We start from the raw sequence: 24,260 nt of genomic DNA, 5'->3' as shown, positions 1-24,260 counted from the left end.
GGTGGAGGGTGGCAGCGTCAGCCGGCGTCGTTGCCGTCGCCGGCGGGCGGGCCGACGACGATGGCGCCGCAGTGCAGTGGATCGAGATTGCTGAGACATAGGACCTGGCCGGGCGCGCTGGCCGCCGCGTGCTGCGCGAGGGCCAGCGCCGCCAGGGCGGCGACGGGACCGGCATGGCCGCACGCCGCGCCCACGCTCTGTACCTGGGTGCCGAGGTCGAGTTCAGGCAGCAGGGCCGTGGCGCAATTCATCAGTTCGAGCATGGGGCCCGGGCGCTGGTCCGTATCGGCGCTTGCCAGCGTGATGTCGGCGGGGAGTACGGCGGCGGCAGCCAGCGCCTGCGCGGCGAGGCTGGCCAGCAACGCCGGGTCGCCATGCTTGCGCGCTCGGGCGGTGTCGCGTGCCTGCGTGGCCCCCTGGTGCAGCAGCACGGGCGCCGGCGCTTCCAGCAGCGCCGCTTCGGCCGCGTTCGCCAACAGCAGGCCCGCCGCGCCTTCGCCGGGAATCTGTCCATCGGCCTGTGCCGCGCTGAACAGCAGGCCCTTGCTGGCCCAGTCGTGCACGCTCATCTCGCCGATGTAGGAATTGCAGGCCAGCACGATGGCCAGGCACGGCTGTCCGTCCAGCGCCGCGCGCGCGGCGATGTGGTTGAGCAGCGCGAACGGCGTTGGCGTGGGCAGGGAGGGCAGGGCCGGCACGGCCAGCTTTTCGGGCGGCCAGCCTTGTTGCAGCAGCAGCTGGCGCAGCCAGGCGCTGCCCGCCTGCGACTGGGCAGCGCTCCACGCCGGGGGCAGCAGCAGGTGCAATTGCAGCGTGGGCAGCGCCATGGCGGCGCGGGCGGAGGCGGGCGCCGTCAGGCATGCGGGCAGCAGCGGATGGCGCATGGCTTCGTAGGCCAGATCGGCGAGCACTTCGCCGCCCAGGGCCAGCGCGCGCACATCCTCGGGATTGAAGGGGAAGCGCTGGGCATCGAGTCCTTCCTGCGGATGCTGGCGCAGCCAGGCGGCCAGCGTGTCTTGCTGCAAGTCTTCCTGTACTTCCGCGACCTTGCCGCATAGCAAAGGGTAGCCGTCTTCATCGAGCAGGTCCGTATCGAGCGCGGGGCGGGCCTGCCTCGCTTGCATGGCCGTCGCCAGCTCCTCGGGCGTGGCGCCGCCCGGCATGCGCAGGGCGGCCGCGACGATGTGCAGGGGCGCCGGCGGCGCTGCCGTCGGTGCCGCCTGGGCCTGCGGCGCGGCCGTGGCGGTGGCCATGGCTGGCCCGGCTGACAGCCTGGCCAGCAGTTTTTTGCCCAGCCAGAATGCCAGCAGCAGCGATAGCGGCAGCACCAGCATGGCGCCGGCCAGGTCTCCCGCTGTCGGCACGCGCGTGCTGGCGCGCCAGTACCAGATGGCGCCGCCCCAGCACAGCGCAAACACGGCCAGCACCAGCAGGCAGCGCCGCAGCCACGCGCGCATCAGCGCTCTTCCTTGTACAGGCGCGCGCTCATGCCTGGTCCGTGGTGGTCTGCTGGCTGGCGATCAGCACCGCGCCGCAGCTGGTCTTGTCGCCGTGGCGGGCCACGGGGCGGCCATCGACGACCAGGCTCGGGTCGCCGCTGACGATGGGACAGACGCCGTGGCCGGGCAGGGGGCAGGCCACTTTGTCGCCCACCCGCGCGATGCCGATGCCGCCGCTGTCGCTCACGGCCGATGCTTCGAGCACGGTACCGCCGTGCGAGGTTTTATCGCCCAATCTGATTACCGGACCCGCCATATGCGCTCCTCTCAGTTTTTTTTCATCACACCGGGCAAACGCAGCTCGGTATGCCCGAAATCCATCATTTTCCAGCGTCCGCCCCACGTCATGCCCACCGATTCGGCCACTTCGCCATACAATTGATAGCCGCGCATGGCCCACGGGTCCTTTTCCGAAATGACCAGCTTGCCGTCGCGCAAAAACGCGCAGTCGGCGGCCAGGCCGTACTGATGCCAGCTTTGAAACGCGGCTGCGTTGCTCACGCTCGGTCCCATGGCCGCCAGCGTGTTTTGCCGCTCCGGACTGCGATAGCCTTCCAGCAGCGCCATGTCGTAGCCATGCTTTTCTTTCATTATTTTAAAGATAAGCAATAAACGTTGCGCGTATTCCGTATTCAACAGTGTCCAGTTGCGGCTGGCCGAGACCAGCAGGGGCCGTGCCAGCCGGACTTCTTCCGTGGCAAACACGAGCGGCGGGAGGTCGACGGGCGGCACCAGCTGCTCGCCCTGCAGCAGGTTGGCCACCTGGACATTCATTTCGCGCGTCGACACATCGTAGGCGCCCAGCATGCGCTTGCTGTCGGCCATGAGGGCAAGGACCGTCGGCAGGCTGATCACGGCCATGCCCGCCAGGCACAGCAGGTAATGGCGTCGCAGGAAGGCGGCCGTGTGGCCGAGTGCGGCAGTCCCGCCCTGGCACACGCTGGCCAGGCCCGCCTGCCGGCTTCTGGCAAGGCGGCGGTAATACGCGGCGAGGCGCTGTTCCGCGCCATTCATGACTTGCACGACAAAATCGCGGCCGGCCGGAAACAGCGCCAGCCAACTGATCAGGCATGCCAGTATGAAATACAGTGCCACCGCGAGTAGGAACACGCGCACCTCAATCAAAAGAATGTTTGGCTGCAGAATTTGTGATATCCCCGGCTAATGCCGTTGCGGGGTCACGGATATTGCTCAGGAGTATATCTTACAAAACTGCTAATTAACGGACTGTGCATTTCAATTGTGCGGGGGTGCACACTGTTGATTTTATGGCACGCGTCATGATTTTGTTGAATAGCGTAATCTCTTGCAAATATTACAGGAGCTCACATTTTGCGACCTCACGACGACAGCCCCAGGGCCTCGGTCCGGCCCAGCTTATTGACGCCAGCGCAGCAGGCCGAGGCCGACCGTAACCGTATCCTGACCACGCTGCAAGGCGGCAAGGCGGGGGCTGTCGCCGGCGGCGCACCGGGCGGCCGGCGCGCCGTACGCTATGGGACAGGGGCGGCTGCCGCCCTGTTGCTGCTGGCCGCCGGCGTCTGGCTGGGACAGCGGGGAGCGGATGGCCAGGCGCTGGCGCCGGCCGCCTTGCCGGCCGCCTTGCCGGCTGCCGCCGCCACTGTCCCGCCAGCGCCGCCCGCAGCGGCCCGCATTCACGATGAGGCGCCAGCCGCCATCGACCCGGCGCCGCGGCAGAGCCTGAATGACATGCTGACTGCCGCGCCAGCCCGTCCCCCTGCCGCCACGCCTCCCGCCGATATGCTGAGCAAGGCCCTGGAAACGCCGTCGGCGCCTGCCGCGCGGCCTGCCAGGACGCCCGCCAAAACACCCGCCAAAAGCGTGCCCAAGCCAGCCCACCCGCCGGCCAAAAAACCGGCCGCCAAGGCCGAGGCGGCAGCGTCCACCAGCCGCGAGGAAGAAAGCGATATCGCCTTGCTGGCGGCACTCGTGGCGCACACGCAAGCCGTTCCCGCCCCGCCCGCCAGCCTGCGGTCCCAGCTGCAGCAATGCGCGAGCTTGAAGCGCGCGGCGGCCGACGCGTGTCGCGAACGCGTGTGCAAAGGGCGCGGCGCCGGCAATCCCCAATGCAAGGCGGCCAAGTCCGCCGCAAAGGCCGGCGCATGAGTGCTGCGCGCACGGACCAGGCCACGCAGGTCGGCGCGTCGCTGGCCGGTTTCAGCAGCGTGACGCGGCTGTATGAACTGGTCCTGGGCAGCGATGGCGGCGATGGCGGTGATACGGCGGCCGGATTGCTGGTGGAAGCGTTTGCCTCCGACGAGCAGGTGCAAGGCGTGGGCGCGCGCGACATCATCGTGCTCTCTACCGATGCCAACCTGGCGCTGGCGCCGCTGCTGGGCCAGCTGGCCACCTTGCAGGCCAGCCTGGCCGACGGCAGCCGCGCCGCGTTCAGCGGCTATGTCAGCGCGGCGGCCATGCTGGGCAGCGAAGGGGGCCTGGCCCGTTTCCGGCTGCGCCTGACGCCGTGGCTGTGGCTGTTGAGCCAGGCGCGCAACAGCCGCGTGTGGCAAGACAAGAGCGTGACCGAGATTGTGGAAAGCGTCTTTGCCGCCTACGCGCCGCAGGCCGTCTGGCGCTGGAGCGACGACACGGGCCCGTTCATGCAGCAGGCGTCGCCGCGCAGCTATTGCTGCCAGTACCGCGAATCGGACCTGGCCTTCGTCAGCCGCCTGCTGGCCGAAGAGGGGCTGGCATGGCGTTTCGAAGAACAGGAGGGCGGCCACTGCCTGGTGCTGTTTGCCGACAGCAGCACGCTGAGCGCCGTGCCGGAAGACGCCAGCAGTGTTGCCGGCGGCGGCTTGCGCTTCCACGGCGCGCGGGCCATGGAGCAGGCCGATGCGATCCAGGCGCTGCGCCGTGGGCGGGCGCTGAGCACCTCGATAGCGACCGTCCTCAGCTACGATTACAAGGCCAAGAAAGCCGTCAGCGCCAGCGTGCCCACGCGCCTGGCGCCCGGCGGCAAGAATGCCATGGTGCTGGAAAGCTACGATGCGCCGGGCCAGTATTTTTATGCCGATGCGGCCCAGGCGGCCCGCTATGCCTTGCTGCAGATGCAGGCGATCGAAGCGCGCAGCGCACGCTGGGAGGCGCGCTCCACCGTGCGCACCTTGCGCGCCGGCACCCGTTTTACCTTGACGCAAGGGCCCTTGCAACAGGAGGGCGACGAGGCGCCCACCCTGGTCGTATTGCGCGTGTGCAGCGTGGGCGTCAACAACCTGCCGGCGCCGGCCCGGCAGGGGCTGGCCGAACTGTTCGGCCCCATTCCCGAATTGCTGCAGGAAGGCTTGATGGACCAGGCGCTGGCGCCGGGCGATATCGCGCATTTCCAGCAAGTGATCGCGCAGGCGGCCGAGAGCGGCTATGCCAACCATATTGAAGCGATCACGGCCGATACGCCGTGGCGCCCGGCGCAAGACGGCGGCGACCTGCGCCATCACCCGAAACCCACGGCCTTCGGCAGCCAGAGCGCCATCGTGGTGGGGCCCGATGGCGGTGCGCGCGCCAGCGGCGGCAGCGAGATCCATTGCGACAGGCTGGGCCGGGTGCGCATCCGTTTTCACTGGCAGCAGGACGGCAATGCCACCTGCTGGGTGCGCGTGGCGCAGCGTTCGGCCGGCGGCGGCATGGGCAGCCAGTTCCTGCCGCGCATCGGCCAGGAAGTGCTGGTGCAATTCCTGGAAAACGATATCGACCGCCCCATCATCGTCGGCGCCCTGTACAACGGACAGGGCGAGGGCGGTGTCGCACCGACTCCGGGCGGCGTGGCCGATCAGCCGTCCGATGCGGGCGTATTCGACCCCGCGCGCGACCATGTCCCGTCGGCGCAGGGCAATGTGGCGGGCGGCAACAGTCCCTTGTGGCATGGCGCGGCGGGCGGCGCCGCCAGCCACCGCAACGGCGCGGCGCAATGGGGTATCCGCAGCAAGGAATTCGGCGGCGCCGGTGCCGGTGCCGGCTACAACCAGCTGCTGTTCGACGACACGGACCAGCAGGGCCGCATCCAGCTCAAGAGCAGCCATGGCGCAAGCGAGCTCAATCTGGGCCACCTGGTGCATGCGGCCGACAATTACCGGGGCAGCCTGCGCGGCACGGGCGCCGAGCTGCGCACCGACGATTACGGCGCCGTGCGGGCCGGGGCCGGACTCCTGATCTCCAGTTATCTCGTCAACCACGACGCGCAGGCGCGCGACCCGGCCGGCGACAATGCGCCGGGCATGGTCTTGCTCAAGCAGGCGGCCAAGCTGGGCGCAACCTTCAGCGCCGCTGCCGTCACGCACGAGACCGTGGCGTATGCGGGCCACCTCGGCGCGGCCAGGGCCGATGCCAGCGTGCTCGACGAGAAGGCGGCGCCCTTGGCCGCGTTCCTGACGACAGCCTCGGGCATGCTGAGCCAGGACGATACGGCCGCCGCCAGGCGCGATGCGGCTGCCAAGCCCACCAGTCCCGGCGACGACAAGCTGCCGCACAGCAGCGACGCCATCATCGCCATCGCCGCCCGCGCGGGGCTGGGTGTGCTGGCCGGCAAGGACATCCAGATGGCGAACGGCGAAACGGTGTCGCTGATGAGCGGACTCGATACGCAATTTGTCGGTGCCGGCCAGCTGCGCGTGCACGCGGGCCAGGCCATCGGCACCCTGGGCGGCGTGGTCAAGGCGGGCGAGGACAATATCGGCCTGCAGCTGATCGCCGCCAAACAATCGATCGACCTGCAGGCGCAGGCGGATGTGCTCAAGGTGCAGGCGCGCGACGACGTCCATGTGGTCAGCGCCACGGCGCACATCGACTGGGCGGCGGCAAAAAGCATCCGCCTGTCGACGGCGGGCGGGGCGAATATCACGATCGAGGGCGGCAACATCACGATTCAGTGCCCGGGCAAGATCACGGTGCATGCCGGCAAGAAGAGTTTTAGCGGGCCACAGCGCGAAAGCTATCCACTGCCGGTCATGCCGCGCAGTATTTGCATGGAATGTCTGTTAAATGCGGCCAGGAGCGGCTCGCCCTTTGCCGCGAAGGGGGAGTAGCCATGAACGACAACGCGTGCGGCTTGCAGCTGCTGGCGCTGCTCCATAACCCCCCTTTTGACAAGGACATGGCCCTCTGCAGCCTGATTGACGGCGCCAGGTTTGATGGCTTGGCCCGTATCAGCTTGCCCAGCGATCACAGCGTCGAGCTGTATTCCCTGCTGGGCGAATCGGCCAGGCCGGACGCCATGTACGCTGGTCCGATATTGCTGCGGCATATACGGGGCGGGCAATGTCCCTTGCTCGCCAAATTGCTGTGCACGGCTGGCAGCGCCCATTTCATGTCGCTGATTGTTACGGACCAGTCCCTGCCGCCATTGCTGGAGCGGCTGACCTGGCTAACCGACGTGGTGCACGATGACGGTACCGAGTGGATCATGCGCTACTACGATCCCCTGGTCCTGCCGCACTGGCTGGACGTGCTGGAACCGGCGCAGCGCAAGGCGGCACTCGCAGACATTACAGGATGGCTGTATCTGGACGTACGTGGGCAGCCGCAAACCGTACCCGGTGATCGGCATGCGGCGCCAGCACCCGTGGGAAGCGAACCCATGTCCTTGACAGAACATCAATATGTCGAACTGATGAATAGAACCTTGCCGTACATGGTGATGAAGCAAATCGAGAACGATGATGCGCAGGCGCTCGATGTCTTGCCGCTTGACCAGCGCTATGACTTTTTTTTCCAGCAGCTGGGCCGGGCGCAAGCCCATGGATTGAGTTCGGCCACGGACTTGAAAAGCTATTGCATGCTGGCGCTCATGTTCGGCGCCGATTTTCATCTGGCCCCGCCCGCCGCCATCGCCCTGCAGGCCGCAGGAACGGCGCAGTCATTCAGCGACCATGTCCTGGCCTGGAGTCCCGGGCAATGGGCTGCACTCGAAGATATTTCCGCTACCCGCGCATGAAGGCGATCCAGACATGAAAAAATTGACCTCTATCGTCTTGTGCATATTTATTCTGGCTGGCTGCAATTCCCGGGAAAAGGAAGAGCGGCTGCAGCAGGCATTAAGCGAGAAAACCTTCACCACCACCTCATATAACTACACGCCGTACGATATTTATTCCATCGCCTTCAAGGGGATTTCACTTCCCTTCAATATCGATGAAGCGCCCAGCGGCGGTTCCATTTTTTTCCGCGACGCGAGCGAAGCGGACATGGACAATGGCGAAAAAGTCAGTTTCAGTAGCGGAAATTGCTGTTTTATATGGGACGGTCCCGTGGACAAGCCGCTCAGAGTGCGGGTGGTCTGGAGCGTGGTGTTCGATACCAGCTACCACGATGGCAAATCGAGCGCCGACTATGACGAACGCACTTCCAGGCAGAGTTCTCCCGGAAGCCGCTGGTGCCAGGCGACCGTCGACATCCTGCCCGCCAAAGAGCCCGAGCGCCCGAGCATCGTGCTGTTTCACTTTCTGGCCGATGGCACAGTCCAGGCACATCTGGGCACATTCAAGACGCAATCGCCGCTGACTGCCGAGCAGGTGAAACGGCATGCCACGCGCCTTCCCCAGGGCCAGTTCTGCAAGCAGGAAATTGAAAATCCGTTTTTTGGCATACCCCGCACACCTCACAGGGAATAGACCATGAGCAAACCAACGATACGCCGGCTTAGCGACGTCACGAAAAGCGAACGGATTGCCCGAGGAATCTATCGCAAGGGACTGGAAAACAGTGCGAAGGCGTCCGATTGCCGAAAGCCCGTCTGGATCAGCTGTTTTTTTGACGGAACTGGCAATAATTTCAAAAAAGATGGCAATGGTTCCCTGGCTGCATCGAGTGAAAAGTACAGCAATATCGCGAAACTGGGAAAATTTGCCCATAAGGCCGAAGACGATAAAAGCCAGACCTACGCGATCTATGCGCCAGGGGTCGGCACGCCGTTTCCGGAGATTCAAGACAGCGGCGATGGCATCGACAAGGCGCTCGGCATGGCATCCGCCGCAAAGGGGCAGGCCCGGATCAGCTGGATGCTGAAGGAGCTGAAGATGCGGGTGGATAAACACATGCCGCATGTGAATCAGATCAATGTTGCGGTTTTTGGCTTCAGCCGGGGTGCGGCTCAGGCGCGGGGCTTTGTACGCCAGCTGGCTGCGCAGTGCTACCAGCAAGGCGATGGGCTGATCTGGACCAGAAGTGGCGGCTTTATCCAGCCCCGCCTGGTGATTTACTTCCTCGGCATTTTCGATACGGTGGCATCGGTGGGCTTTGGCGGCAGCCGCCTCGAATCGAATCTCAAATATTATCTGGGACCTGTCTGGGGAGGCGTGATGTATATGGCCGACGAGGGCGGCCATGCGGAATGGGCCTCCGATCTGCGCATTCCGCCGTACGTGCGCTTTTGCGAGCATTATGTGGCCGCGCATGAAGTGCGAGAGAAGTTTCCATCGGATTCGGTCCGCATTGATCAAACCACCGATTCGAACTGCAGGGAAACCCTCTATCCGGGGGCGCACTCCGATGTGGGCGGCGGTTATGACGACATGAATCAGGAAGGGCGCTCAAACGAGCTGTCGCGCATTCCGCTATGCAATATGTATCTGTCGGCATTTGCTGCCGGGGTGCCGTTCAAGTCGCCGGAAGAAGTGCTGCGCGATTACGGCTCGCTGTTTAACATCAGCAGCGAATTGCAGGCCTGCTTCGACACCTACATGAAGCATGTCGGCACAGATAAGCAGCTCGAGAAGCAGGTCATCAGCCACATGAACAATTACTATCACTGGCGCTGGGGACGCACGGAACGCCAGCGCGCGGCACGCAAGGAACGCGAAGCCATCATCGCCAAGGGACAATCCGTTATGTATGCCACGCCGGACAAGTACATGACCACGACGGACAGCGAATGGGAGCGCGACGTGCAGAATATCGCAGAAAAGAAGACAGGCTTTTTCCGTAGTGCGACGGAGCCGCTGGAAGATGCGATCTACGATGCCTGGAAAGGCAAGCTCCGAAAGTCGATGCCGGCGGCGGAGCGGACTTTATTCGACAAATTCTTCGATCGTTATGTGCATGATTCCGTTGCGGGTTTCAAGAACCAGATGAGTGACTCCAGTATCGGTTTTGTCGAAGCCAGCCGCTGGTCTCGAAACCGCCAGTATTTCATGGGGAAACGAGGCAAGAAGTATCTTTACTGGCGATATGAGGGGTCAAAACCGGAATTGGGCGGCGTAAAAGAGGCGATGCGGGTACCGCCGAAAGAGGCGTCGACGGGTGGCGACACGGCGCTAGCTTAGCCGCAGGCGGAACAGGCTGGCATGCTTTCGGGGGCCTGGACAAGGGGCGCCTGCCTGAAGAAGGCCGTCAGGTCTGCCGGATAGAATTGGGCATCGCGATACCTGCTGTCGTGGATATCTGGCAGGCAGCCAATAGCCGCCGCCTCCCATGACCAGTAGCTTGAAAAAGAGGTGTCGCGCTCGTGACTGTCACGGCAGGGTTCGCGGCGGCTGGTACGCAATTTCAAAGCCTCGTGGGTCGACGCAGCTCGGCGCTGGGCCAATCGCTGGCTGTGCGAGATGCAATTTGGCTATTGTTCTTCACTCCAGTGCCAGATGGTTTCACCGTATGCCGCATCGTCAAAAACAGGCATGACTTGGCCTTGCGCGAATTGGCTACGGCTGTGTAGCTTTGCTGGGGTTTCCCAGAAGCCGGTTTGCGGGCAGGGCTGGCCGCCTTCGACACGGTGCACACCGGTCACATCTTCCACATCGATACTCGTATATCGATTTTCTTTACGTAACTTGCGCGCATAGTCAACGAGGTCTCTTGGATAGACCAAATGGTCTATGTCGCTGTCATCGAAGTCAAAAACAAAAACCATTGCAGCTGCTTCAAATGCCCAATAACCATAATATGGCGCGTAGCCCTCATCGCTGATTCTGAGGTGGCCGTTGTACCAGCGAGGATGGTCCTTCATTGCCGGGTACCATTGTTTCAAATACTTTTTGAGTAAATTCCGTGCCGAATTTTCATCATCTTCATAAACTGTCTGCAGCAAGATATCGTACGGCTTGCCAAGTACGCAAGTATCGATCATGATCGTATCCTCCACATAGGCGCTAATCAGCTCCTCGAACAAACCATCCTGTCCACGGTGGCTGCTTAGTATGCGTATGATACGACTGACCGAACGCTGGTCGCGCAATAATATGGCGATACTTAGTAATTGCAGAGTATCTTCATAATCGGCAAGGTCGCCGAAATTTGGTGCTGCCCGATATTTATACGGGCCATATTCAGGATATTCCGATAATATTTCCTTCTGATGGATTTGATCGACTTCATTCCACTCCGCAAACTTGTCCACGATGCCAGCCAGGCGTGGTGCGAGGTCCTCTATGGGCATGCCCGCAGTGTAATCCAGTAGCCAAATCCAGAAATTCTCAAGATACAGAAAATTGTAAGCCAGGCTGAGATCTGCCGCGGATTCAGCCGATTCCTTATTTTTCTGTTGGACTTGTATCAGGGCAAGCGAATTTTCCAGTGTTTTTTCATACAATTCCTGGTAAATGAATTGCTGACGGCGGCGATCATGGAATGGAATGTTATGCATTTATTTCCCAGGCTTTCGTTTGGGGGACTTCGGTTTTTCCTGCTTGTCTTTAGGTTTTTCCTGTCCCGCAGGTTTCTCGGAAGATAACTTTGTCGCTACTTCACGCAAATCTGCTACTCGATCAATTTCCAGATGGTCAAATTCATCAGTTATTCCATGCGTTTTTTTGTGTTTGTCATGTATTTTTATATTGTAATGATCGTTTGATTTCATCAATTCCCATATGGCTTCCATGTGTTCGAAAATTCCCGGCGCAGCCGTTAATTTAAGTTTTCCTGTGGGATGTGCTGCCGTAACAAATGGATTGGTCAAGGCTGCAGTTCCAAGCATCAGATATACCCAGCGGTTTTTGAAATTGCTGGACGTGACCATTGCAGGATTATTCGTGCTTTTGGTAATCCATTTTTTCCCCATCTGTGTTCCCTTTTTAGGCTCCCCAAGCAACGCCCATAAAGTTAACTGCCGGTCATTTAACGATGCCGGCGCACGCGGGATTTTCCCATTTGCCATATTCTTTTTCATCCGTCCGTGCAGGCTGTACACGCTCTCGGTGAATTTGGCTTCGATGAAGTGATAGGTAGTCGTGTCGGTCTGCCAGATCGTATCGACGCCTGACAGCGTCACCTTGGCCAGGTCTTCCGGCACCAGTTCGGTGGGGCGCTTGTGTTTGCTGTCTGGTCCGACGATGCGTGGATACTTGCTGCGCCATTTACCTTGGATGTTGCCATGCGGCCAGTCACCTGTTTTCTTGAGCACATGATCCATATGGTAGTAGTCGGCCATGTGCTCACCGACCAGTCCCCGTGGCCCAAATTTGATCTCAGACAGCAATTCGCGAATCGGCCGCGACGTATTCTTCACCGGCGCGGTGCCGCCGTCGCTGCTCTGGCGGTGCGAGTCGTCCACGGGTTTGTGTTCCTTGCCCTTGCCCGGCGAGTCCCGTTCTTTGGTTTTTGCTTTGGCATCCACGCCCTTGGTTTTTTTATCGGTGCTGATCGTGGGCGATTTGAACTGGGCATTGGCGCTGTGCGGATGTGTATTGCCGGGCTTGTGATTGTGCCTGGCTGCCGTATTGGCGCCGGTGCCGGCGGCGACGGCGATTTTTTTTGCCGCCCATAACGCGTCTTCGCCCAGCATGTCCTCGATCAAGTCCTGCAGCGCCTTGGCGCCTTGCGCAATGCCGGCCTTGAGGGGGCCGCGCACCGCTTCGACTTGCGGCTTCATGTCGCGTGCCAAATGCTGCAAGTCCGACGGCAGCCACCAATGGCTGGTCGACAGGTAGCCGAGCAACTCCACGCAGTTATCGAGCGCGCTCATGGCCGTGCTGATCGCCAGCTGGGTGTTTTGCGCCCACTGGAAGGTTTTCAGGAATTTGATCGCGGCGCCCTTGCTCTTGCCCAGCATGGCTTCGATCATGACATTGCCGCCCGCGACCGCAGCGCCGGCTTCCTTGCGGTACTTGCGCAAGGGCTTGATGATGGTCTTGAACAGGCTGCCAACTTCCGGAATGCAGCCGAACGCTGCCAGCGCCATATCGACCCAGTCGTCGCGGGTCGCGCGCGACACGCCTTTCCTGCCGACCCGGTAGATCATGCCCGAGACATCGCGCACGTCCATCACCTGGTCCACCACGGGGATCAGGGAAATGGCGCCGCCGACGATCATGGCGGCCTTGCCCTGGTCATCCTCGAAGTCGCCCAGGATCAGGTCCTTGAAAAACTCTACAATCTCATCGACAAAGTTCTGGCTCATGGTTGGGGATCCGGTTTACTGGTTTTCCTGGCCGCTTCCAGCAATGCGGATGCCTGTTTCAGCTGCTGCCTCGCTTGCTGCAGACGGGGCTCCGCTACCAATGGGGGCGCCACCCAGTCGCGCTGGTCCTCGCCATATTCAATGTGATACGCGCCGGGAGGAATGTTTTCGAGGCGGGCATGGCCCTTGTCGTTGAGCAATCCACTGAGTGACGTGCCATTGGCGAACGTGATTTTGTAGGGGGAGTTAATGACGGGCTCGAGATCGCCATAGTGCAGGTTCAGTTCGACTGCCCGGCCCAGGTCGGCCGCATTCGGCATCGCCGGCAAGGTGGGCTGGCTGCTCGCCGGTCCCGTCAATTCCTTCATGCTGGCCTTGAAATCGACCTTGCCGGGGCAGTGCAGCATGATGTTGCCGCCTTCGAGGCGGATGTAGGCACCCTGGACCGTCATCAGCACGTGCTGTTTGGCCGCCACGGCCACGCTCTTGGCCGTGCTGGTGACGGTGACGGCCTTGTCCGCCGTGAGCCGCGTTTCATCGGACTGGCTCTGGCTGCTGACCTTGCCGCTGGCCGCATGCAGGCGGATGCCCGTTTCCTGGTTCGGCTTGTCCTTGTTGCTGGCCTTGCCGTAGGTAAACAGGCTGATGCCTTTCCCCAGCGCATACATGCTGTTGCCCTGCGCAGCAAAGTTGATGTCGGCGCCGGCCGTCACGCTGGCGCTGCCGCCCGCCGTGAGCACGGCATTGGCGGGCGTCGTGGCGGCAATGCCGGACGGGCTGGACAATTGCAGATGCGGTTCCGCGTAGGCACTGACCTGGCCCTGGCCGCCCGATGGCTGCTGGCCCTGTCCCGCATCCGCGGCCTGGCCGTCGGCCGTGGCGCCCAGGATGGTGGCGCTGTGCTCCATCTGCGCGATGGCGGGCAAGGTGGCCGCCTCGGGCGCGGCATCCGGCTGCGTTGCCGCTGCCGGCTGTCCCACCCCCTCGGGAATGGCCAGCTTGAGCGCCTGATGCTTGTGCGCCGTTTCGGCCAGCGACGTTTGCAATTGCAGGCTTTGCCGGATTTGCTCCAGCGCTTCCTTTGCATCCATCTGGCTGCCCGCGCCGCCATCGCGGCCATGCGCCGACAGCAGCAGGCCCGCGCCCGCGCGCAGGGCAGCGCTGTGTTCCGTTTTCAGCTCGGCGCCGAAACCGGCCGGCGCCAGCCGCTGATTGTCGCTCTGGTGGCGCAGATGGCCCAGGTTCAGCTCGGCCGTGCCCTGGTGCGCGCCCGCATGGCGCTGCAGGGCGACGCGGGCCTGGCCCGGACTGTCGTCGAACACTAGCTGGCTGTAGGCGCCGGCGCCGCTCTGGCTTGCCTGCATGGCCTGGGTCTTGATGCCCGACAGCGCGGCAGGATGGGCGTGGGCGCCCGCCTGGCCGGGAAACCAGGCGGGCGCATTGCCCGTTGCCGCGCCCGCGCCCCGGTTGACCTGGTTGCTTTGCGCATCGGCCTGGCCGCGGCCGTTATACAGGGTGCCGATCACGACGGGGCGGTCGATATTGCCCTCAAGGAAGTCGACCAGCACTTCCTGGCCCACGCGGGGCAGGGCATTGCTGCCCCAGTTGGCCCCGGCGACAGGCGCCAGCGGCGTTGCCACGCGCACCCAGGTGCCGGCGCTGTCGTCGCCGGGCGCGCCCGTGTGGCCGTCGGCGGCCGGATGGGCCAGCCGGCTGTGGCTTTGCGCGCCCCGCTGCCAGTGGAATTGCACCTTGATGCGGTGGTCGCGGTCCGTGTGCAGTTGCGCGCCGGCCGGGCCCACGACGATGGCCGTCTGCTGGCCGAAGACGGTGGGACGCGGATGCAGCAAGTGGCCGTGGCTGTCGGCGCGGCTGCTGCGGTACGGTATCTTGCTGCGGATGGCGTCGATGCGGTTGCGGTAGGGCGCGCGCTCGGCGATCGACTTGCCGGCCGCATGCAGGCTGTCCGTCTGCTCTTCGCCGGTCAGCATGTCCAGCAAGCCCTGGCCAAAGCGCTGCAGCAGCCCGCTTCCCAGTTCCGCGTCCAGGTTGTTGTGCATCAGGTGCACGGTGCGCACCACGAGGAAGCTGCGCTCGTCGTCATTGGCGGCCGCATCGGTTTGCGCCTGGCCCGTGAGCGTGAACGTGGTACCCGGCGCCAGGGTGCGCACGGTGCCCGCGCCGACGAAGACTTCCTTGCTGGCCGTGAACGCCTGCAGCTGCTGCTCGGCGATGCGCTGGCCCTGTTCGCGCGAGGCATAGGCGTAGGCGCCGGGCGCGTCGCGGCTGACCAGCGGCATGCCGTCGCCGGCGGCGCTGCCCACGCTGACGGCGCGCTCGCCGCGCGTGCGGTAATCCCAGCTGGACAGCTCGATGCCGTTGGTTTGCTGGCGCAGGTGCATGCGCCAGCGGTCGATGCTGTCTTGCGGCATGACGGCGCCGGGCTGGGTAAAGGCGATGCTGGCCTGGGCATTCGGCTTGAAGCTGCCGTTGTGGTCGGCAATCACGAGAGTATGGCTGCCCAGGCTGGCGCTGCCCGCGTCGCCGGCGTGCTCGACATGGTAAAACATGCCTTCCTCGCTCATCAGCCGCTCCGCAAACGCCCAGTCGCTTTCCTGGTACTGGGTGCAGATGCTGCGCTTCGGATAGCGGGCGCGGTCGAGCAGCTCGAAGCGCCAGGCCGGCACCAGCATGCCTTGGCCCTGGTAGCGCTGGAACAGCACTTCGAGGATGTCGGGCACCGCCATGTCCTGGAAGATGCGGCTGTCGCGGCCGTGCGCGAGAAAGGCGCTCCACGGCTGCAGGGTCAGCTTGTAGCGGGCAAAGCCGCCGTTCGCACCGGCCCGTTCGACGGCGGTGATGTGGCCGTGGAACGGGCGCCAGCCGCCATCGGCCATGAGCAATTCCAGCAGGACGGGCTGGCCGATCAGCGACTTGAGCGGAATGGCCGCGTCGAGCGAAAGGGCGGCGATGTGGAACACGCATCCCTGGCTCAAGCCTTCTTCGCCGCGCACGGATTCGGCCAGCAGCTTGTCCGGGCCCAGCGGCGTGCTCAGCTTCAGCAGGCGCGTGGCCTGGCTGTAGCCGTTGGCGGCGGGTGCCGCGCCGGGGGAGGCGCGGGATGGCGACGACGCGCTTGCATGAACCAGGTCGGACATTGAGGGGTACTCCGTGTGGCGAAATGAACGTACTTGCAATTAATTCAATGATTTGCTTATAAGATTACACCTTAGAAATAGTGATTTAACAAGCGCGATTCAATTGAATCGTGCGCCAGCGGCCGTTCTGCGCCGGCTGTGCGGGGCATTTTTCCCCTATCGGGTACAGTGCCTGTCTTGCCAAATTCACCATCAGAAAAAATAGTGCAAGATTTTATATAAAAGCAACATGATGGCGTGCCGGGCCTGTTTTTCGGTCGCCATCGCCACCCCACGCGAACCGGAGCAAGAATGAATACGATGAAATGCGCGGCCGCGGCCGCCCTGTGTGCCAGCCTGGCGTCCGCCATGGCGGCGCCGCCTCCCGCCGAACCACCGTTCCTCGATGTGCTGGCCTATCAGTACGCCCAGTGCGTCCAGCCTGGCTACCACCAGGCGGACCTGCTGATGCAGGACGGGGCGGGGCGCTACCGGATCGACGTCAAGGGCGAGGCATACACGGTCGAACTGCAGGAGCGCGTGGGCTTTTCGCTGCAGGCGGGGAGAGGCGGGCCCGTGGCGGCTGTCGTCAAGCTGGACCGGCCGCCAACGGGGCAGTTCGGCGAGCAGGCGCGCTGGCGCGAACGCTGGCTGCGCGATGTCGCCGAGCGCAGCGGCGTGGCGCTGGAAGAGCGGGCGCTGGCCGGCGGCGCGCGCCTGCTGACCGTGAACAAGGGCGAGATCAAAGGGAACTATGTCGGCCAGTCCCTGCTGATCGATCCGGCGCGGCTGCTGTTCATCGATATGGCGTGGCCGAACACCCTGGACATCTACCGGGGGCCGGACGGCTTGCGGCAGGTGCGGCAAGTGCAGGACGACGTCTGGCGGCGCATGCTGTCCTGCCCGCCCGCCGCTTGATGCGGCCAACCTTGGCATACCCCTACTGCGCACGCGCGCTTACACAAATAATAATGATTCTCATTTATAATCCGGGTCTATGGGGTAGCGATGGGCTGGCGCCATGGCGCCAAGGGTAGTGAAGGAGGGCATGATGGGCAGTATGTATGGCAATGAAGACCCGATCGCGCGCGAGCATCGCGTGCTGATGGGCGAGTATGGACGGGCGCAGGCCCGCTGCAGTGCGCAGCTGGCCGCGCAGGCGGCCCGCATCGCGCAGCTGGAGTCGGAATTGATGCGCGCGCGGGCGCAGGTCGTGATCCGCGATACGAAGCTGGCGCTGGCGCGCGAGGAATTGGCCGAATTGACTGCGGCCGCGCCGGGCTTGCCGACGCGGGCGCGGCTGGCGCGCAAGGTCGAATGGCTCAGCGAGCGGGTACAGGATTTGATGCGCGAATTGCTGCGTCTGCAATGGGTGCCCGCGCCATCGGCCGTGCCCCGCTCCGCGCTGCAAGCGGACTTGCTCGCTGGCGTGCGCGAAAAAGCCGTGCTGTATGTGGGCAACTATTTAAACGAGGAAGCGGGCCAGGATGCGCACGGCGCCAACGTGGCGCAGCAAGCCATCGAGCAGGCGGGCGGGCGCTTCCTGCACCACGCGGGCGGCGATGCCGGCGCCGACGATGTGGCCGCGCTGGAAGCGGGCCTGGTGGCGGCCGACCTGGTGATTTGCCAGACGGGCTGCGTCAGCCACGATGCCTACTGGCGCGTGCACGACCACTGCAAGCGCACGGGCAAGCAGTGCGTGCTGGTGGACCAGCCGCAGGCCATGCATTTCGTGCGCAAGGAAGCGCTGGCTACCTGAGACGGGCGCCGCTTAACGCCGGCTTAATCCGCCTGGGGCACAGTGTCCGTCCCTTCGACGTGATAGAGAGTGCCCATGCTGTCCCTGCAAATCGGCCCCCTGGCCCTGCCTACGGGCCTGGTCCTGCTGTTCGTTTCCCTGTGCGTGGCCTACGGCGTCGCGTACTGGCTGCGGCGCTACCGCCAGCTGCACGATGCCGGCCCCCTCGTTTCCGACCTGCTGATCGCCGGCCTGCTGGCGGCGCGCCTGGCGTTCGTGCTGCGCTGGCACGAGCAGTACCTGGCCGCGCCCTGGTCCATCCTGAATATCCGCGACGGCGGCTTTATGGCGCCGGCCGGCATCGCCGCCGCGCTGGCCATCGCCGCGTGGCGCTGCCGGCGTCCGGCCATGGCGGCCATGCGCCGTCCGCTGGCCATCAGCGTGGCGTCCGGCGCACTGGCCTGGGGCGTGCTGAGCGCGGGCCTGTATCTGGCGTACGGCAAGCCGGCAGCCTTGCCCACCGTGGCGCTGCAAACGGTCGACGGCGCGCCGGCGACCCTGGCGGCGCTGGCCGGCGGCAAGCCGCTGGTGGTCAATTTATGGGCCAGCTGGTGCCCGCCATGCCGGCGCGAGATGCCCGTGCTGGCCGCCGCGCAGCAGGCGCGCGCCGATATCGTCTTCGTCTACGCGAACCAGCGCGAGGATGCGGCGGCCGCCAGCGCTTTCCTGGCGCGGAGCGGCGCGACCCTGCGCAATGTGGTGCTTGACAGCGAGGCGGCGCTGGGCAAGGCGGCCGGCTCCTCGGCCCTGCCGACGACGCTGTTTTATGACGCGCAGGGACGCCTGGTCGACACCCACCTGGGCGAACTGTCCGATGCCTCGCTGGCCAGCAAGCTGCAGAAGATCGCGCCGGCGCCCTAGCGCATAGTCTTCATTTGGCGAGCCGCCCATCCGCGAGGATGCGCGGCTTTTTTTACGACTGGCCGCCGCAGGAGGATTTTCCTGATAGTATACCCCCCTATAGTATTTATCAGGATGAAACCATGGGACACACGGCACACAACAAGACCAAGCTGCTCAATCGCGTGAAGCGCATCCGCGGGCAGGTGGAAGGCCTGGAGCGGGGCCTGGAAGAGGGTCGCGACTGCGGCGAAGTGCTGCAGCTGATCGCCGCCGTGCGCGGCGCCGTGAATGGCCTGATGGCCGAAGTGATCGAGGAGCACTTGCGCGAGCACGTGGCCAGTCCCGATCTGGCCGGCGACGAGCGGAGCAAGGGCGCCGACGACATCGCCGCCATCCTGCGCACCTACCTCAAATAATCGGCCGGAGAGACCAGCATGAGACCACAACACATCGGGGAAGACCTGTCCGCCTGGCAGCACGATCACGTCTTTGGCGCCGCCAGCGACAAGGCGGAACGCCGCGCGCGCATCGTCATGTGGATCACCCTGGCCACCATGGCGCTGGAAATCGTCGCCGGCTGGTGGTACAACTCCATGGCCCTGCTGGCCGATGGCTGGCATATGAGTTCGCACGCGCTGGCCATCGGCCTGGCCGCCTTTGCGTATGCGGCGGCACGCCGCTATGCGCGCGATCCCCGCTTTGCCTTCGGCACGTGGAAGATCGAAGTGCTGGCCGGCTACACGAGCGCCATCCTGCTGCTGGGCGTGGCCGTGCTGATGGTGGCCGCTTCCGTCGAGCGCCTGTTTTCGCCACAGCCCATCCATTATCCGCAGGCCATGGCGGTGGCGGCCTTCGGCCTGCTGGTGAACCTGGTGTGCGCGCTGATCCTGGGCGGGCACCACGACCACGGGCATGACCATGGTCACGACCATCACGACCATGATGACCACCACGGCCATCCAGAGCACCACGGCCATGGCGAAGACCTGAACATGAAGGCCGCATACGTCCACGTGCTGGCCGATGCCGCCACGTCCGTGCTGGCCATCGTCGCGCTGGCCGGCGCGTGGGCTTACGGCTGGAGCTGGCTCGACCCCGTGATGGGCATCGCGGGCGCCGTGCTGGTGGCGCTGTGGGCGAAAAAGCTGATGCAGGAGACGGGCAAGGTCTTGCTGGACCGCGAGATGGACCACCCCGTGGTGGCTGAAATCCGCGAGGCCGTGGAAGTGGAAGCGGGCGGCGACACGCCGCGCATCGTCGACCTGCACGTCTGGCGGGTGGGCAAGCAGTTGTACTCGTGCGCCTTGTCCGTGGTCAGCCGCGACCCCGCGCTGACAGCGGCCCAGCTGCGCGCGCGCATCGGCATCCACGAGGAAATCGTCCACAGCACCATCGAGATTGTGCGGCGGTCTTGATAATGATGGCGAAAAAAGCAAGCTGATACGGGGCGTAGGCAGTATAATGTCGGCTTTTACAGCCAGGCGCTGTTCACCAGACAGAGAGAAGTATGAGCACATTACCACCATGCCCGCAATGCAAATCCGAATTCACGTACGAAGACGGCAGCCAGTTGATCTGCCCTGAATGCGCGCATGAATGGTCGGCCACGGCTGGCGATGCGGTGGAAGAGGGCGCCCGTGTGTACCGCGATGCGGCCGGCAACATCCTGCAGGACGGCGACACGGTCAGCGTCATCAAGGACTTGAAATTGAAGGGCGGCGGCGGTGTCGTCAAGATGGGCACCAAGGTCAAGAATATCCGCCTGGTCGACAGCGACCATGATATCGATTGCAAGATCGACGGCTTCGGCTCCATGAGCCTGAAAACCGAGTTCGTGAAAAAAGTCTAAGCTGTATATTGCCATCCGCGGCGCGCCTCGCATTTTTGCCGGCGCGCCGTTCTTTATCCGGACGCCATGCAAATTGACCATCTCCGCCAGCGCCTGCGCGCGCTGGGCGCCAAGCCCCTGCACGAACAGCGCGTGCTGCGCGACTGGATACAGGCGCAGCCGCACGACCAGGGCCGGCGCCGCGCCGAGGATTTCCTGCCGCTGCCCGTGCGCGAGGCCTTGCCCGCGCTGGACGCCGAATTGCAGGGCATGCTGAAACTGCTCAGCAGCCATCCGGGCGCCGACGGTTCCGCGCGCCTGCTGGTGGGGCTGCACGACGGCCAGACGGTGGAAAGCGTGCTGCTGCCGCGCGACGGCCTGTGCGTGTCCAGCCAGGTGGGCTGCGCCGTGGGCTGCCAGTTCTGCATGACGGGCCGCGACGGCTTGATACGGCAAGTGACCAGCGGCGAGATCGTGGCCCAGGTGGTGCTGGCGCGTACCCTGCGTCGCGTGAAAAAAGTCGTCTTCATGGGCATGGGCGAACCGGCGCATAACCTGAACAATGTGATGGAGGCGATCGACCTGCTGGGTACCGAGGGCAATATCGGCCACAAGAACCTCGTGTTTTCCACCGTGGGCGACCCGCGCGCGTTCGAGCGCCTGCCGCAGGGAAGGGTCAAGCCGGCGCTGGCCCTGTCCCTGCACACGACAAAGCGGGAGCTGCGCGAGCAGCTGCTGCCGCGCGCGCCCAGGCTCACGCCGCGCGAGCTGGTGGACTTCGGCGAGTCGTATGCGCGCTTGACCGGCTACCCGGTGCAGTATCAATGGACCCTGATGGAAGGCGTCAACGATGGCGCGGACGAGATGGATGGCATCGTCGACCTGCTGAAGGGGAAATATGCGGTGCTCAACATGATCCCGTATAACACCATCGACGATCTGCCGTTCCGGCGCCCCAGCTGGGAAAAGGCGCGGGCCATCGCCGCGGCCCTGCACGAACGGGGCGTGCTGACCAAGCTGCGCGATTCGGCCGGGCAGGACGTGGAAGGGGGCTGCGGGCAGCTGCGCGCACGCGCAGCGAAGGGCAAGGTCATTGCCATCCGCGCGGCGTAACGGCACCCAGCGTAGAGCCGGGGGCAGACCCCCGGATACGTTGGCACTGAGCTTGACGCTAACGGCGTTGAGGGTCTGACCCCAGCCCTCGCTTATGCTCCGCCCAGCAAATCGTTTTCATTCAATATCGCAAACGCGATCTCGGGATGCGCGGCCAGGCAGCGCCGCACGGCGGCCGGGATGGCGGCGCGCGTCTTGCGGCACAGGCCCGGCTGTTCCTGCAGGCGGATCTGGAAGCCGCGCACGGTACGCACTTCGCCGCTGCCCGGCGCGATCTGCAATGCCACGCCCAGGTTGCTCTTCAAGCGCTCTTGCAGTTTCTTTAACTGCGCATAGCTGTCGATCTGCTCGATATGCGCGAGCAGGCGCTTTTCTTCCGTCAGGTTCAGGCGCAGGATGGAAACGTCCGCCTGCGGATCGTGCAGCAGCCGCTCGCGCTCGCAGTCGCACAGCTGCGGCGGGCATTCCTTGCGGACTTCAAAATCGACGATGCGCATGCTGGCGTTCCAGTGGCGGCTGCGGAAAAATCAAGTATCGGCCGGCGCCCGGCGCCTGTCAATCTGCGCCGCAGCATCGCCCCGCGTCATGCGGCATCAGCGCGGGCTGACGATCAGGCGCCAGCGGATCGGACCTTGCTCGCTGCTGTGCTGATGGTGGTTTTGCGGCGGCATGACGTGGCCTTCCGTCGACACGATCTCGTGCGCGCAGCCGTCGCAGCGGTAGATGCCCGAATACGGCACGGCTTCGCCCGGCGACGTCAGTTCATCGAAGCGCGGGTGCATGGAACGGGCCACGTAGCTGGGGTTCTTGTAGTCGGCCATGGATTCCTCGGGAAGTGGGCAATGGCCCATTCTGGCACACAATCGCGCACGGGCTTGACCGCGTGTCTTGGCGTGCGCGCCGCCCTGTGTTGTAATGTTGATCATCCCGACTGAACATGCAAGGCCATGAGAACCCGCATCAAGATCTGCTGCATCGCTTCCATCGACGAAGCGCAACTGGCGATTGCCGCCGGCGCCGACGCGCTGGGCCTGGTGGCGGCCATGCCGTCCGGTCCCGGCCCGATCCCCGACGCGCGCATTGCGCAGATCGCCGCCTGGACGCCGCCGCCCGTGGCCACGTTCCTGCTGACGTCCGAGACGACGGCGCAGGCCATCGCCGGACACGTGCGCGCCACGCAGCCATCGACCGTGCAGATCGTCGGCCATATCGACTCGGGCGAGGTGGCTGAACTGGCGCGCCTGCTGCCGCACGTGCGGCGCGTGCAGGTGATCCACGTGGAAGGACCGCAGGCGCTGGACCTGATTCCCGCCTACGCGCCCCACGTCCATGCGTTTTTGCTCGATTCGGGCCGCCCCGGCGCGGCCGTGCCTGAACTGGGCGGCACGGGCCGCACGCACGACTGGTCCGTCAGCGCGCGCTTCGTGCGCGCCAGCCCCCGTCCCGTCTTCCTGGCCGGCGGGCTGGACGCGGCCAACGTGATGGAGGCGCTGCGCCAGGTGCGCCCCTACGGCATCGACCTGTGCTCGCGCGTGCGCACGGACGGCAAGCTCGATGTCATGAAGCTGGCCCTGCTGATGGCGGCCGTGCGCGACGCTGATGCGGCGCTGTACGCGGAAGGTTAATCGTCCGTCGGCAGGGTGTTCATCTCGCGCACGAACGCTTCCGTGAACGCGGCCACCATGCCGCTGGCCGCGCGCGGCGAGATCAGGCCCACGATGGAATGCGATTCCTCGTCCGGCAGCGTGATGAAGCGCACGCCGGGCGGCGCCACCAGGCGCATGCTGTCGGGGACGATGGCGATGCCCATGTTCGCCTCGATCAGGTTCAGCTGCGACGTCTTGCGCGACAGGGCGCGCGCCGCCTTCGGAAAGAAACCCTGCGCCAGGCACAGGCCCGCCACCAGGTAGCTGAGGCCTCCCCGGTCCTTGTGCGGAATCGAGACGAAGGCTTCGTTGCGCAGGGCGGCAATCGTCGTGCTGTCCAGTGTCGCCAGCGGCGAGGCCGATGACACGGCCACCACCAGCTTTTCCGCAAACAGCTCGCGCACGACGATGTTGGCGTGCTTGCGCAAGGTAGGCAGGCGCACCAGGCCCAGGTCGGCGCGGCCTTCCTCGATGTCGGCCGCCTGGTTTTCCGATGAGCCTTTTGATATGTCGAGTGAGACGCCAGGGAACTGCGCCAGCAGGCGGTTCAGCACGGCGCCGATGGCGGGCGTGAGGGTCACGGAACTCGAATGCAGCAGGCGGATGATGCCTTGCTCGCCCTGTCCCACGTGGCGCGTCTGGCGCACGGTTTCCTCGATGTCGTCGAGGATGCGCCTGGCCCGCTCATAGAAGACCTGTCCCGCGGGCGTGAGTTCGATATGGCGCGCGTCGCGCGTCAGCAGCAGCGCCTGCACTTCGCCTTCCAGCTCCTTGATCTGCCGGCTCAGGGCCGACTGCGCGATGTACAGTTTTTCCGCCGCGCGCGAGTAGCTGCCCGCATCGACAATCTCGACAAAGTACTTGAACTGTTTGAGAGAAATCAATCGTATGCCTTTTCGAGATCGGTGACTGCCGGATTTGATATTAGCCTGGATGCCGCAAGCGCGCTACAGTGGGTTGGTCTGCTGTCACTGCAAAGGAATGGCCATGCTGGAATTGATCGGGGTGCTGGGGCTGCTCGTCAGTATTATCGCAAAACTGATTTTCGTCCA

The 24,260-nt window shown here is 64.2% G+C and carries 23 protein-coding genes; 13 read left to right on the top strand and 10 right to left on the bottom strand.

Going from position 1 to position 24,260, the window contains the following annotated elements; all coding sequences use genetic code 11:
• Nucleotides 1–17: 17 nt before the first annotated feature.
• The 3 genes from VPH41_RS16855 to VPH41_RS16845 are packed head-to-tail and all read right to left on the bottom strand — an operon-like array spanning nucleotide 18 to nucleotide 2,609.
• A complete protein-coding gene (locus VPH41_RS16855) occupies nucleotides 18–1,457 on the bottom strand; it encodes a hypothetical protein (RefSeq protein ID WP_328570871.1) in 1,440 nt (479 codons plus the stop codon).
• A gap of 28 nt (nucleotides 1,458–1,485) precedes the next feature.
• Nucleotides 1,486–1,755 carry a PAAR domain-containing protein gene (locus VPH41_RS16850; RefSeq protein ID WP_152282650.1) on the bottom strand — a complete coding sequence of 90 codons (270 nt, stop codon included), beginning with the start codon at nucleotides 1,753–1,755 and terminating at the stop codon, nucleotides 1,486–1,488.
• 11 nt (nucleotides 1,756–1,766) lie between these two features.
• The gene (locus VPH41_RS16845; protein WP_287777586.1) at nucleotides 1,767–2,609 is read right to left on the bottom strand and encodes a M15 family metallopeptidase; all 843 of its coding nucleotides are present in this window, start codon (nucleotides 2,607–2,609) and stop codon (nucleotides 1,767–1,769) included.
• Nucleotides 2,610–2,831: 222 nt separating this feature from the next.
• On the opposite strand from VPH41_RS16845, the gene VPH41_RS16840 reads away from it, so the two are divergent.
• Genes VPH41_RS16840 through VPH41_RS16820 form a run of 5 tightly spaced genes read left to right on the top strand, consistent with a single transcriptional unit; the run spans nucleotide 2,832 to nucleotide 9,775 of the window.
• Nucleotides 2,832–3,626, top strand: coding sequence for a hypothetical protein (locus VPH41_RS16840; RefSeq protein ID WP_328570870.1), 795 nt, complete (start codon nucleotides 2,832–2,834; stop codon nucleotides 3,624–3,626).
• Nucleotides 3,623–6,541 carry a type VI secretion system Vgr family protein gene (locus VPH41_RS16835; protein WP_328570869.1) on the top strand — a complete coding sequence of 973 codons (2,919 nt, stop codon included), beginning with the start codon at nucleotides 3,623–3,625 and terminating at the stop codon, nucleotides 6,539–6,541. The genes VPH41_RS16840 and VPH41_RS16835 overlap by 4 nt, the downstream gene beginning before the upstream one ends.
• Before the next feature lie 2 nt (nucleotides 6,542–6,543).
• Nucleotides 6,544–7,449, top strand: a complete 906-nt coding sequence (locus VPH41_RS16830; RefSeq protein ID WP_328570868.1) for a DUF4123 domain-containing protein — start codon at nucleotides 6,544–6,546, stop codon at nucleotides 7,447–7,449.
• 13 nt (nucleotides 7,450–7,462) lie between these two features.
• The gene (locus tag VPH41_RS16825; protein WP_328570867.1) at nucleotides 7,463–8,125 is read left to right on the top strand and encodes a hypothetical protein; all 663 of its coding nucleotides are present in this window, start codon (nucleotides 7,463–7,465) and stop codon (nucleotides 8,123–8,125) included.
• Nucleotides 8,126–8,128: 3 nt separating this feature from the next.
• Nucleotides 8,129–9,775, top strand: coding sequence for a T6SS phospholipase effector Tle1-like catalytic domain-containing protein (locus VPH41_RS16820; protein ID WP_152282655.1), 1,647 nt, complete (start codon nucleotides 8,129–8,131; stop codon nucleotides 9,773–9,775).
• Here VPH41_RS16820 and VPH41_RS28480 read toward each other — a convergent pair.
• The 4 genes from VPH41_RS28480 to VPH41_RS16805 all read right to left on the bottom strand — a co-directional run bounded on the left by VPH41_RS28480 (nucleotide 9,772) and on the right by VPH41_RS16805 (nucleotide 16,001).
• Entirely contained in the window at nucleotides 9,772–9,996 is a 225-nt protein-coding gene (locus tag VPH41_RS28480; protein WP_442906295.1) for a PoNe immunity protein domain-containing protein, read from the bottom strand. The genes VPH41_RS16820 and VPH41_RS28480 overlap by 4 nt on opposite strands.
• Before the next feature lie 69 nt (nucleotides 9,997–10,065).
• On the bottom strand, nucleotides 10,066–11,091 hold the full coding sequence (locus tag VPH41_RS16815) for a PoNe immunity protein domain-containing protein (protein ID WP_328570866.1): 1,026 nt from the start codon (nucleotides 11,089–11,091) through the stop codon (nucleotides 10,066–10,068).
• A complete protein-coding gene (locus VPH41_RS16810) occupies nucleotides 11,092–12,843 on the bottom strand; it encodes a hypothetical protein (RefSeq protein ID WP_328570865.1) in 1,752 nt (583 codons plus the stop codon).
• Complete coding sequence (locus VPH41_RS16805) at nucleotides 12,840–16,001, bottom strand: type VI secretion system Vgr family protein (RefSeq protein ID WP_328570864.1); 3,162 nt, start codon at nucleotides 15,999–16,001, stop codon at nucleotides 12,840–12,842. The genes VPH41_RS16810 and VPH41_RS16805 overlap by 4 nt, the downstream gene beginning before the upstream one ends.
• A gap of 291 nt (nucleotides 16,002–16,292) precedes the next feature.
• Between VPH41_RS16805 and VPH41_RS16800 the strand changes: the two genes are divergently transcribed.
• The 7 genes from VPH41_RS16800 (at nucleotide 16,293) to VPH41_RS16770 (ending at nucleotide 21,562) form a co-directional block, all read left to right on the top strand.
• Complete coding sequence (locus VPH41_RS16800; protein WP_328570863.1) at nucleotides 16,293–16,898, top strand: hypothetical protein; 606 nt, start codon at nucleotides 16,293–16,295, stop codon at nucleotides 16,896–16,898.
• Between the two features lie 130 nt (nucleotides 16,899–17,028).
• Nucleotides 17,029–17,739 (top strand): DUF2325 domain-containing protein, encoded by a 711-nt coding sequence (locus VPH41_RS16795; RefSeq protein ID WP_328570862.1) that lies wholly within the window; start codon nucleotides 17,029–17,031, stop codon nucleotides 17,737–17,739.
• A 75-nt stretch (nucleotides 17,740–17,814) separates the two neighbouring features.
• The gene (locus VPH41_RS16790; protein ID WP_328570861.1) at nucleotides 17,815–18,639 is read left to right on the top strand and encodes a TlpA disulfide reductase family protein; all 825 of its coding nucleotides are present in this window, start codon (nucleotides 17,815–17,817) and stop codon (nucleotides 18,637–18,639) included.
• Nucleotides 18,640–18,761: 122 nt separating this feature from the next.
• Entirely contained in the window at nucleotides 18,762–19,037 is a 276-nt protein-coding gene (locus tag VPH41_RS16785) for a metal/formaldehyde-sensitive transcriptional repressor (protein ID WP_152256104.1), read from the top strand.
• 18 nt (nucleotides 19,038–19,055) lie between these two features.
• Entirely contained in the window at nucleotides 19,056–20,036 is a 981-nt protein-coding gene (gene dmeF / locus VPH41_RS16780; RefSeq protein ID WP_328570860.1) for a CDF family Co(II)/Ni(II) efflux transporter DmeF, read from the top strand.
• 92 nt (nucleotides 20,037–20,128) lie between these two features.
• Nucleotides 20,129–20,470, top strand: a complete 342-nt coding sequence (locus tag VPH41_RS16775; RefSeq protein ID WP_328570859.1) for a zinc ribbon domain-containing protein YjdM — start codon at nucleotides 20,129–20,131, stop codon at nucleotides 20,468–20,470.
• 66 nt (nucleotides 20,471–20,536) lie between these two features.
• Nucleotides 20,537–21,562, top strand: coding sequence for an RNA methyltransferase (locus tag VPH41_RS16770; protein ID WP_328570858.1), 1,026 nt, complete (start codon nucleotides 20,537–20,539; stop codon nucleotides 21,560–21,562).
• Nucleotides 21,563–21,654: 92 nt separating this feature from the next.
• Here VPH41_RS16770 and VPH41_RS16765 read toward each other — a convergent pair whose 3' ends face one another.
• Both VPH41_RS16765 and VPH41_RS16760 read right to left on the bottom strand, forming a co-directional pair.
• Complete coding sequence (locus VPH41_RS16765) at nucleotides 21,655–22,059, bottom strand: hypothetical protein (RefSeq protein WP_152282668.1); 405 nt, start codon at nucleotides 22,057–22,059, stop codon at nucleotides 21,655–21,657.
• Nucleotides 22,060–22,155: 96 nt separating this feature from the next.
• Complete coding sequence (locus VPH41_RS16760) at nucleotides 22,156–22,383, bottom strand: hypothetical protein (RefSeq protein ID WP_077402374.1); 228 nt, start codon at nucleotides 22,381–22,383, stop codon at nucleotides 22,156–22,158.
• A gap of 126 nt (nucleotides 22,384–22,509) precedes the next feature.
• Between VPH41_RS16760 and VPH41_RS16755 the strand changes: the two genes are divergently transcribed.
• Nucleotides 22,510–23,187: a phosphoribosylanthranilate isomerase gene (locus VPH41_RS16755; protein WP_328570857.1), complete on the top strand. Its 678-nt coding sequence runs from the start codon at nucleotides 22,510–22,512 to the stop codon at nucleotides 23,185–23,187.
• Here VPH41_RS16755 and VPH41_RS16750 read toward each other — a convergent pair.
• Nucleotides 23,184–24,092, bottom strand: a complete 909-nt coding sequence (locus VPH41_RS16750; RefSeq protein WP_328570856.1) for a LysR family transcriptional regulator — start codon at nucleotides 24,090–24,092, stop codon at nucleotides 23,184–23,186. The genes VPH41_RS16755 and VPH41_RS16750 overlap by 4 nt on opposite strands.
• Nucleotides 24,093–24,260: the final 168 nt, after the last annotated feature.

This window comes from Janthinobacterium sp. P210006, assembly GCF_036231885.1.
In the GTDB taxonomy this organism is placed as follows: domain Bacteria; phylum Pseudomonadota; class Gammaproteobacteria; order Burkholderiales; family Burkholderiaceae_D; genus Janthinobacterium; species Janthinobacterium violaceinigrum.
Note: the sequence above shows the minus strand (reverse complement) of the source record. Positions and strands in the feature narration are given on the sequence as shown.

Excerpts from the sequence above, each read along its gene's own strand:
- VPH41_RS16810 (WP_328570865.1), bottom strand. The coding sequence starts at position 12,843 with ATGAGCCAGAACTTTGTCGATGAGATTGTAGAGTTTTTCAAGGACCTG.
- VPH41_RS16775 (WP_328570859.1), top strand. The coding sequence starts at position 20,129 with ATGAGCACATTACCACCATGCCCGCAATGCAAATCCGAATTCACGTAC.
- dmeF (WP_328570860.1), top strand. The coding sequence starts at position 19,056 with ATGAGACCACAACACATCGGGGAAGACCTGTCCGCCTGGCAGCACGAT.
- VPH41_RS16830 (WP_328570868.1), top strand. The coding sequence starts at position 6,544 with ATGAACGACAACGCGTGCGGCTTGCAGCTGCTGGCGCTGCTCCATAAC.
- VPH41_RS16815 (WP_328570866.1), bottom strand. The coding sequence starts at position 11,091 with ATGCATAACATTCCATTCCATGATCGCCGCCGTCAGCAATTCATTTAC.
- VPH41_RS16800 (WP_328570863.1), top strand. The coding sequence starts at position 16,293 with ATGAATACGATGAAATGCGCGGCCGCGGCCGCCCTGTGTGCCAGCCTG.
- VPH41_RS16790 (WP_328570861.1), top strand. The coding sequence starts at position 17,815 with ATGCTGTCCCTGCAAATCGGCCCCCTGGCCCTGCCTACGGGCCTGGTC.
- VPH41_RS16760 (WP_077402374.1), bottom strand. The coding sequence starts at position 22,383 with ATGGCCGACTACAAGAACCCCAGCTACGTGGCCCGTTCCATGCACCCG.
- VPH41_RS16820 (WP_152282655.1), top strand. The coding sequence starts at position 8,129 with ATGAGCAAACCAACGATACGCCGGCTTAGCGACGTCACGAAAAGCGAA.
- VPH41_RS16850 (WP_152282650.1), bottom strand. The coding sequence starts at position 1,755 with ATGGCGGGTCCGGTAATCAGATTGGGCGATAAAACCTCGCACGGCGGT.
- VPH41_RS16765 (WP_152282668.1), bottom strand. The coding sequence starts at position 22,059 with ATGCGCATCGTCGATTTTGAAGTCCGCAAGGAATGCCCGCCGCAGCTG.
- VPH41_RS16785 (WP_152256104.1), top strand. The coding sequence starts at position 18,762 with ATGGGACACACGGCACACAACAAGACCAAGCTGCTCAATCGCGTGAAG.
- VPH41_RS16855 (WP_328570871.1), bottom strand. The coding sequence starts at position 1,457 with ATGCGCGCGTGGCTGCGGCGCTGCCTGCTGGTGCTGGCCGTGTTTGCG.
- VPH41_RS16825 (WP_328570867.1), top strand. The coding sequence starts at position 7,463 with ATGAAAAAATTGACCTCTATCGTCTTGTGCATATTTATTCTGGCTGGC.
- VPH41_RS16755 (WP_328570857.1), top strand. The coding sequence starts at position 22,510 with ATGAGAACCCGCATCAAGATCTGCTGCATCGCTTCCATCGACGAAGCG.
- VPH41_RS16805 (WP_328570864.1), bottom strand. The coding sequence starts at position 16,001 with ATGTCCGACCTGGTTCATGCAAGCGCGTCGTCGCCATCCCGCGCCTCC.
- VPH41_RS16795 (WP_328570862.1), top strand. The coding sequence starts at position 17,029 with ATGATGGGCAGTATGTATGGCAATGAAGACCCGATCGCGCGCGAGCAT.
- VPH41_RS16770 (WP_328570858.1), top strand. The coding sequence starts at position 20,537 with ATGCAAATTGACCATCTCCGCCAGCGCCTGCGCGCGCTGGGCGCCAAG.
- VPH41_RS16835 (WP_328570869.1), top strand. The coding sequence starts at position 3,623 with ATGAGTGCTGCGCGCACGGACCAGGCCACGCAGGTCGGCGCGTCGCTG.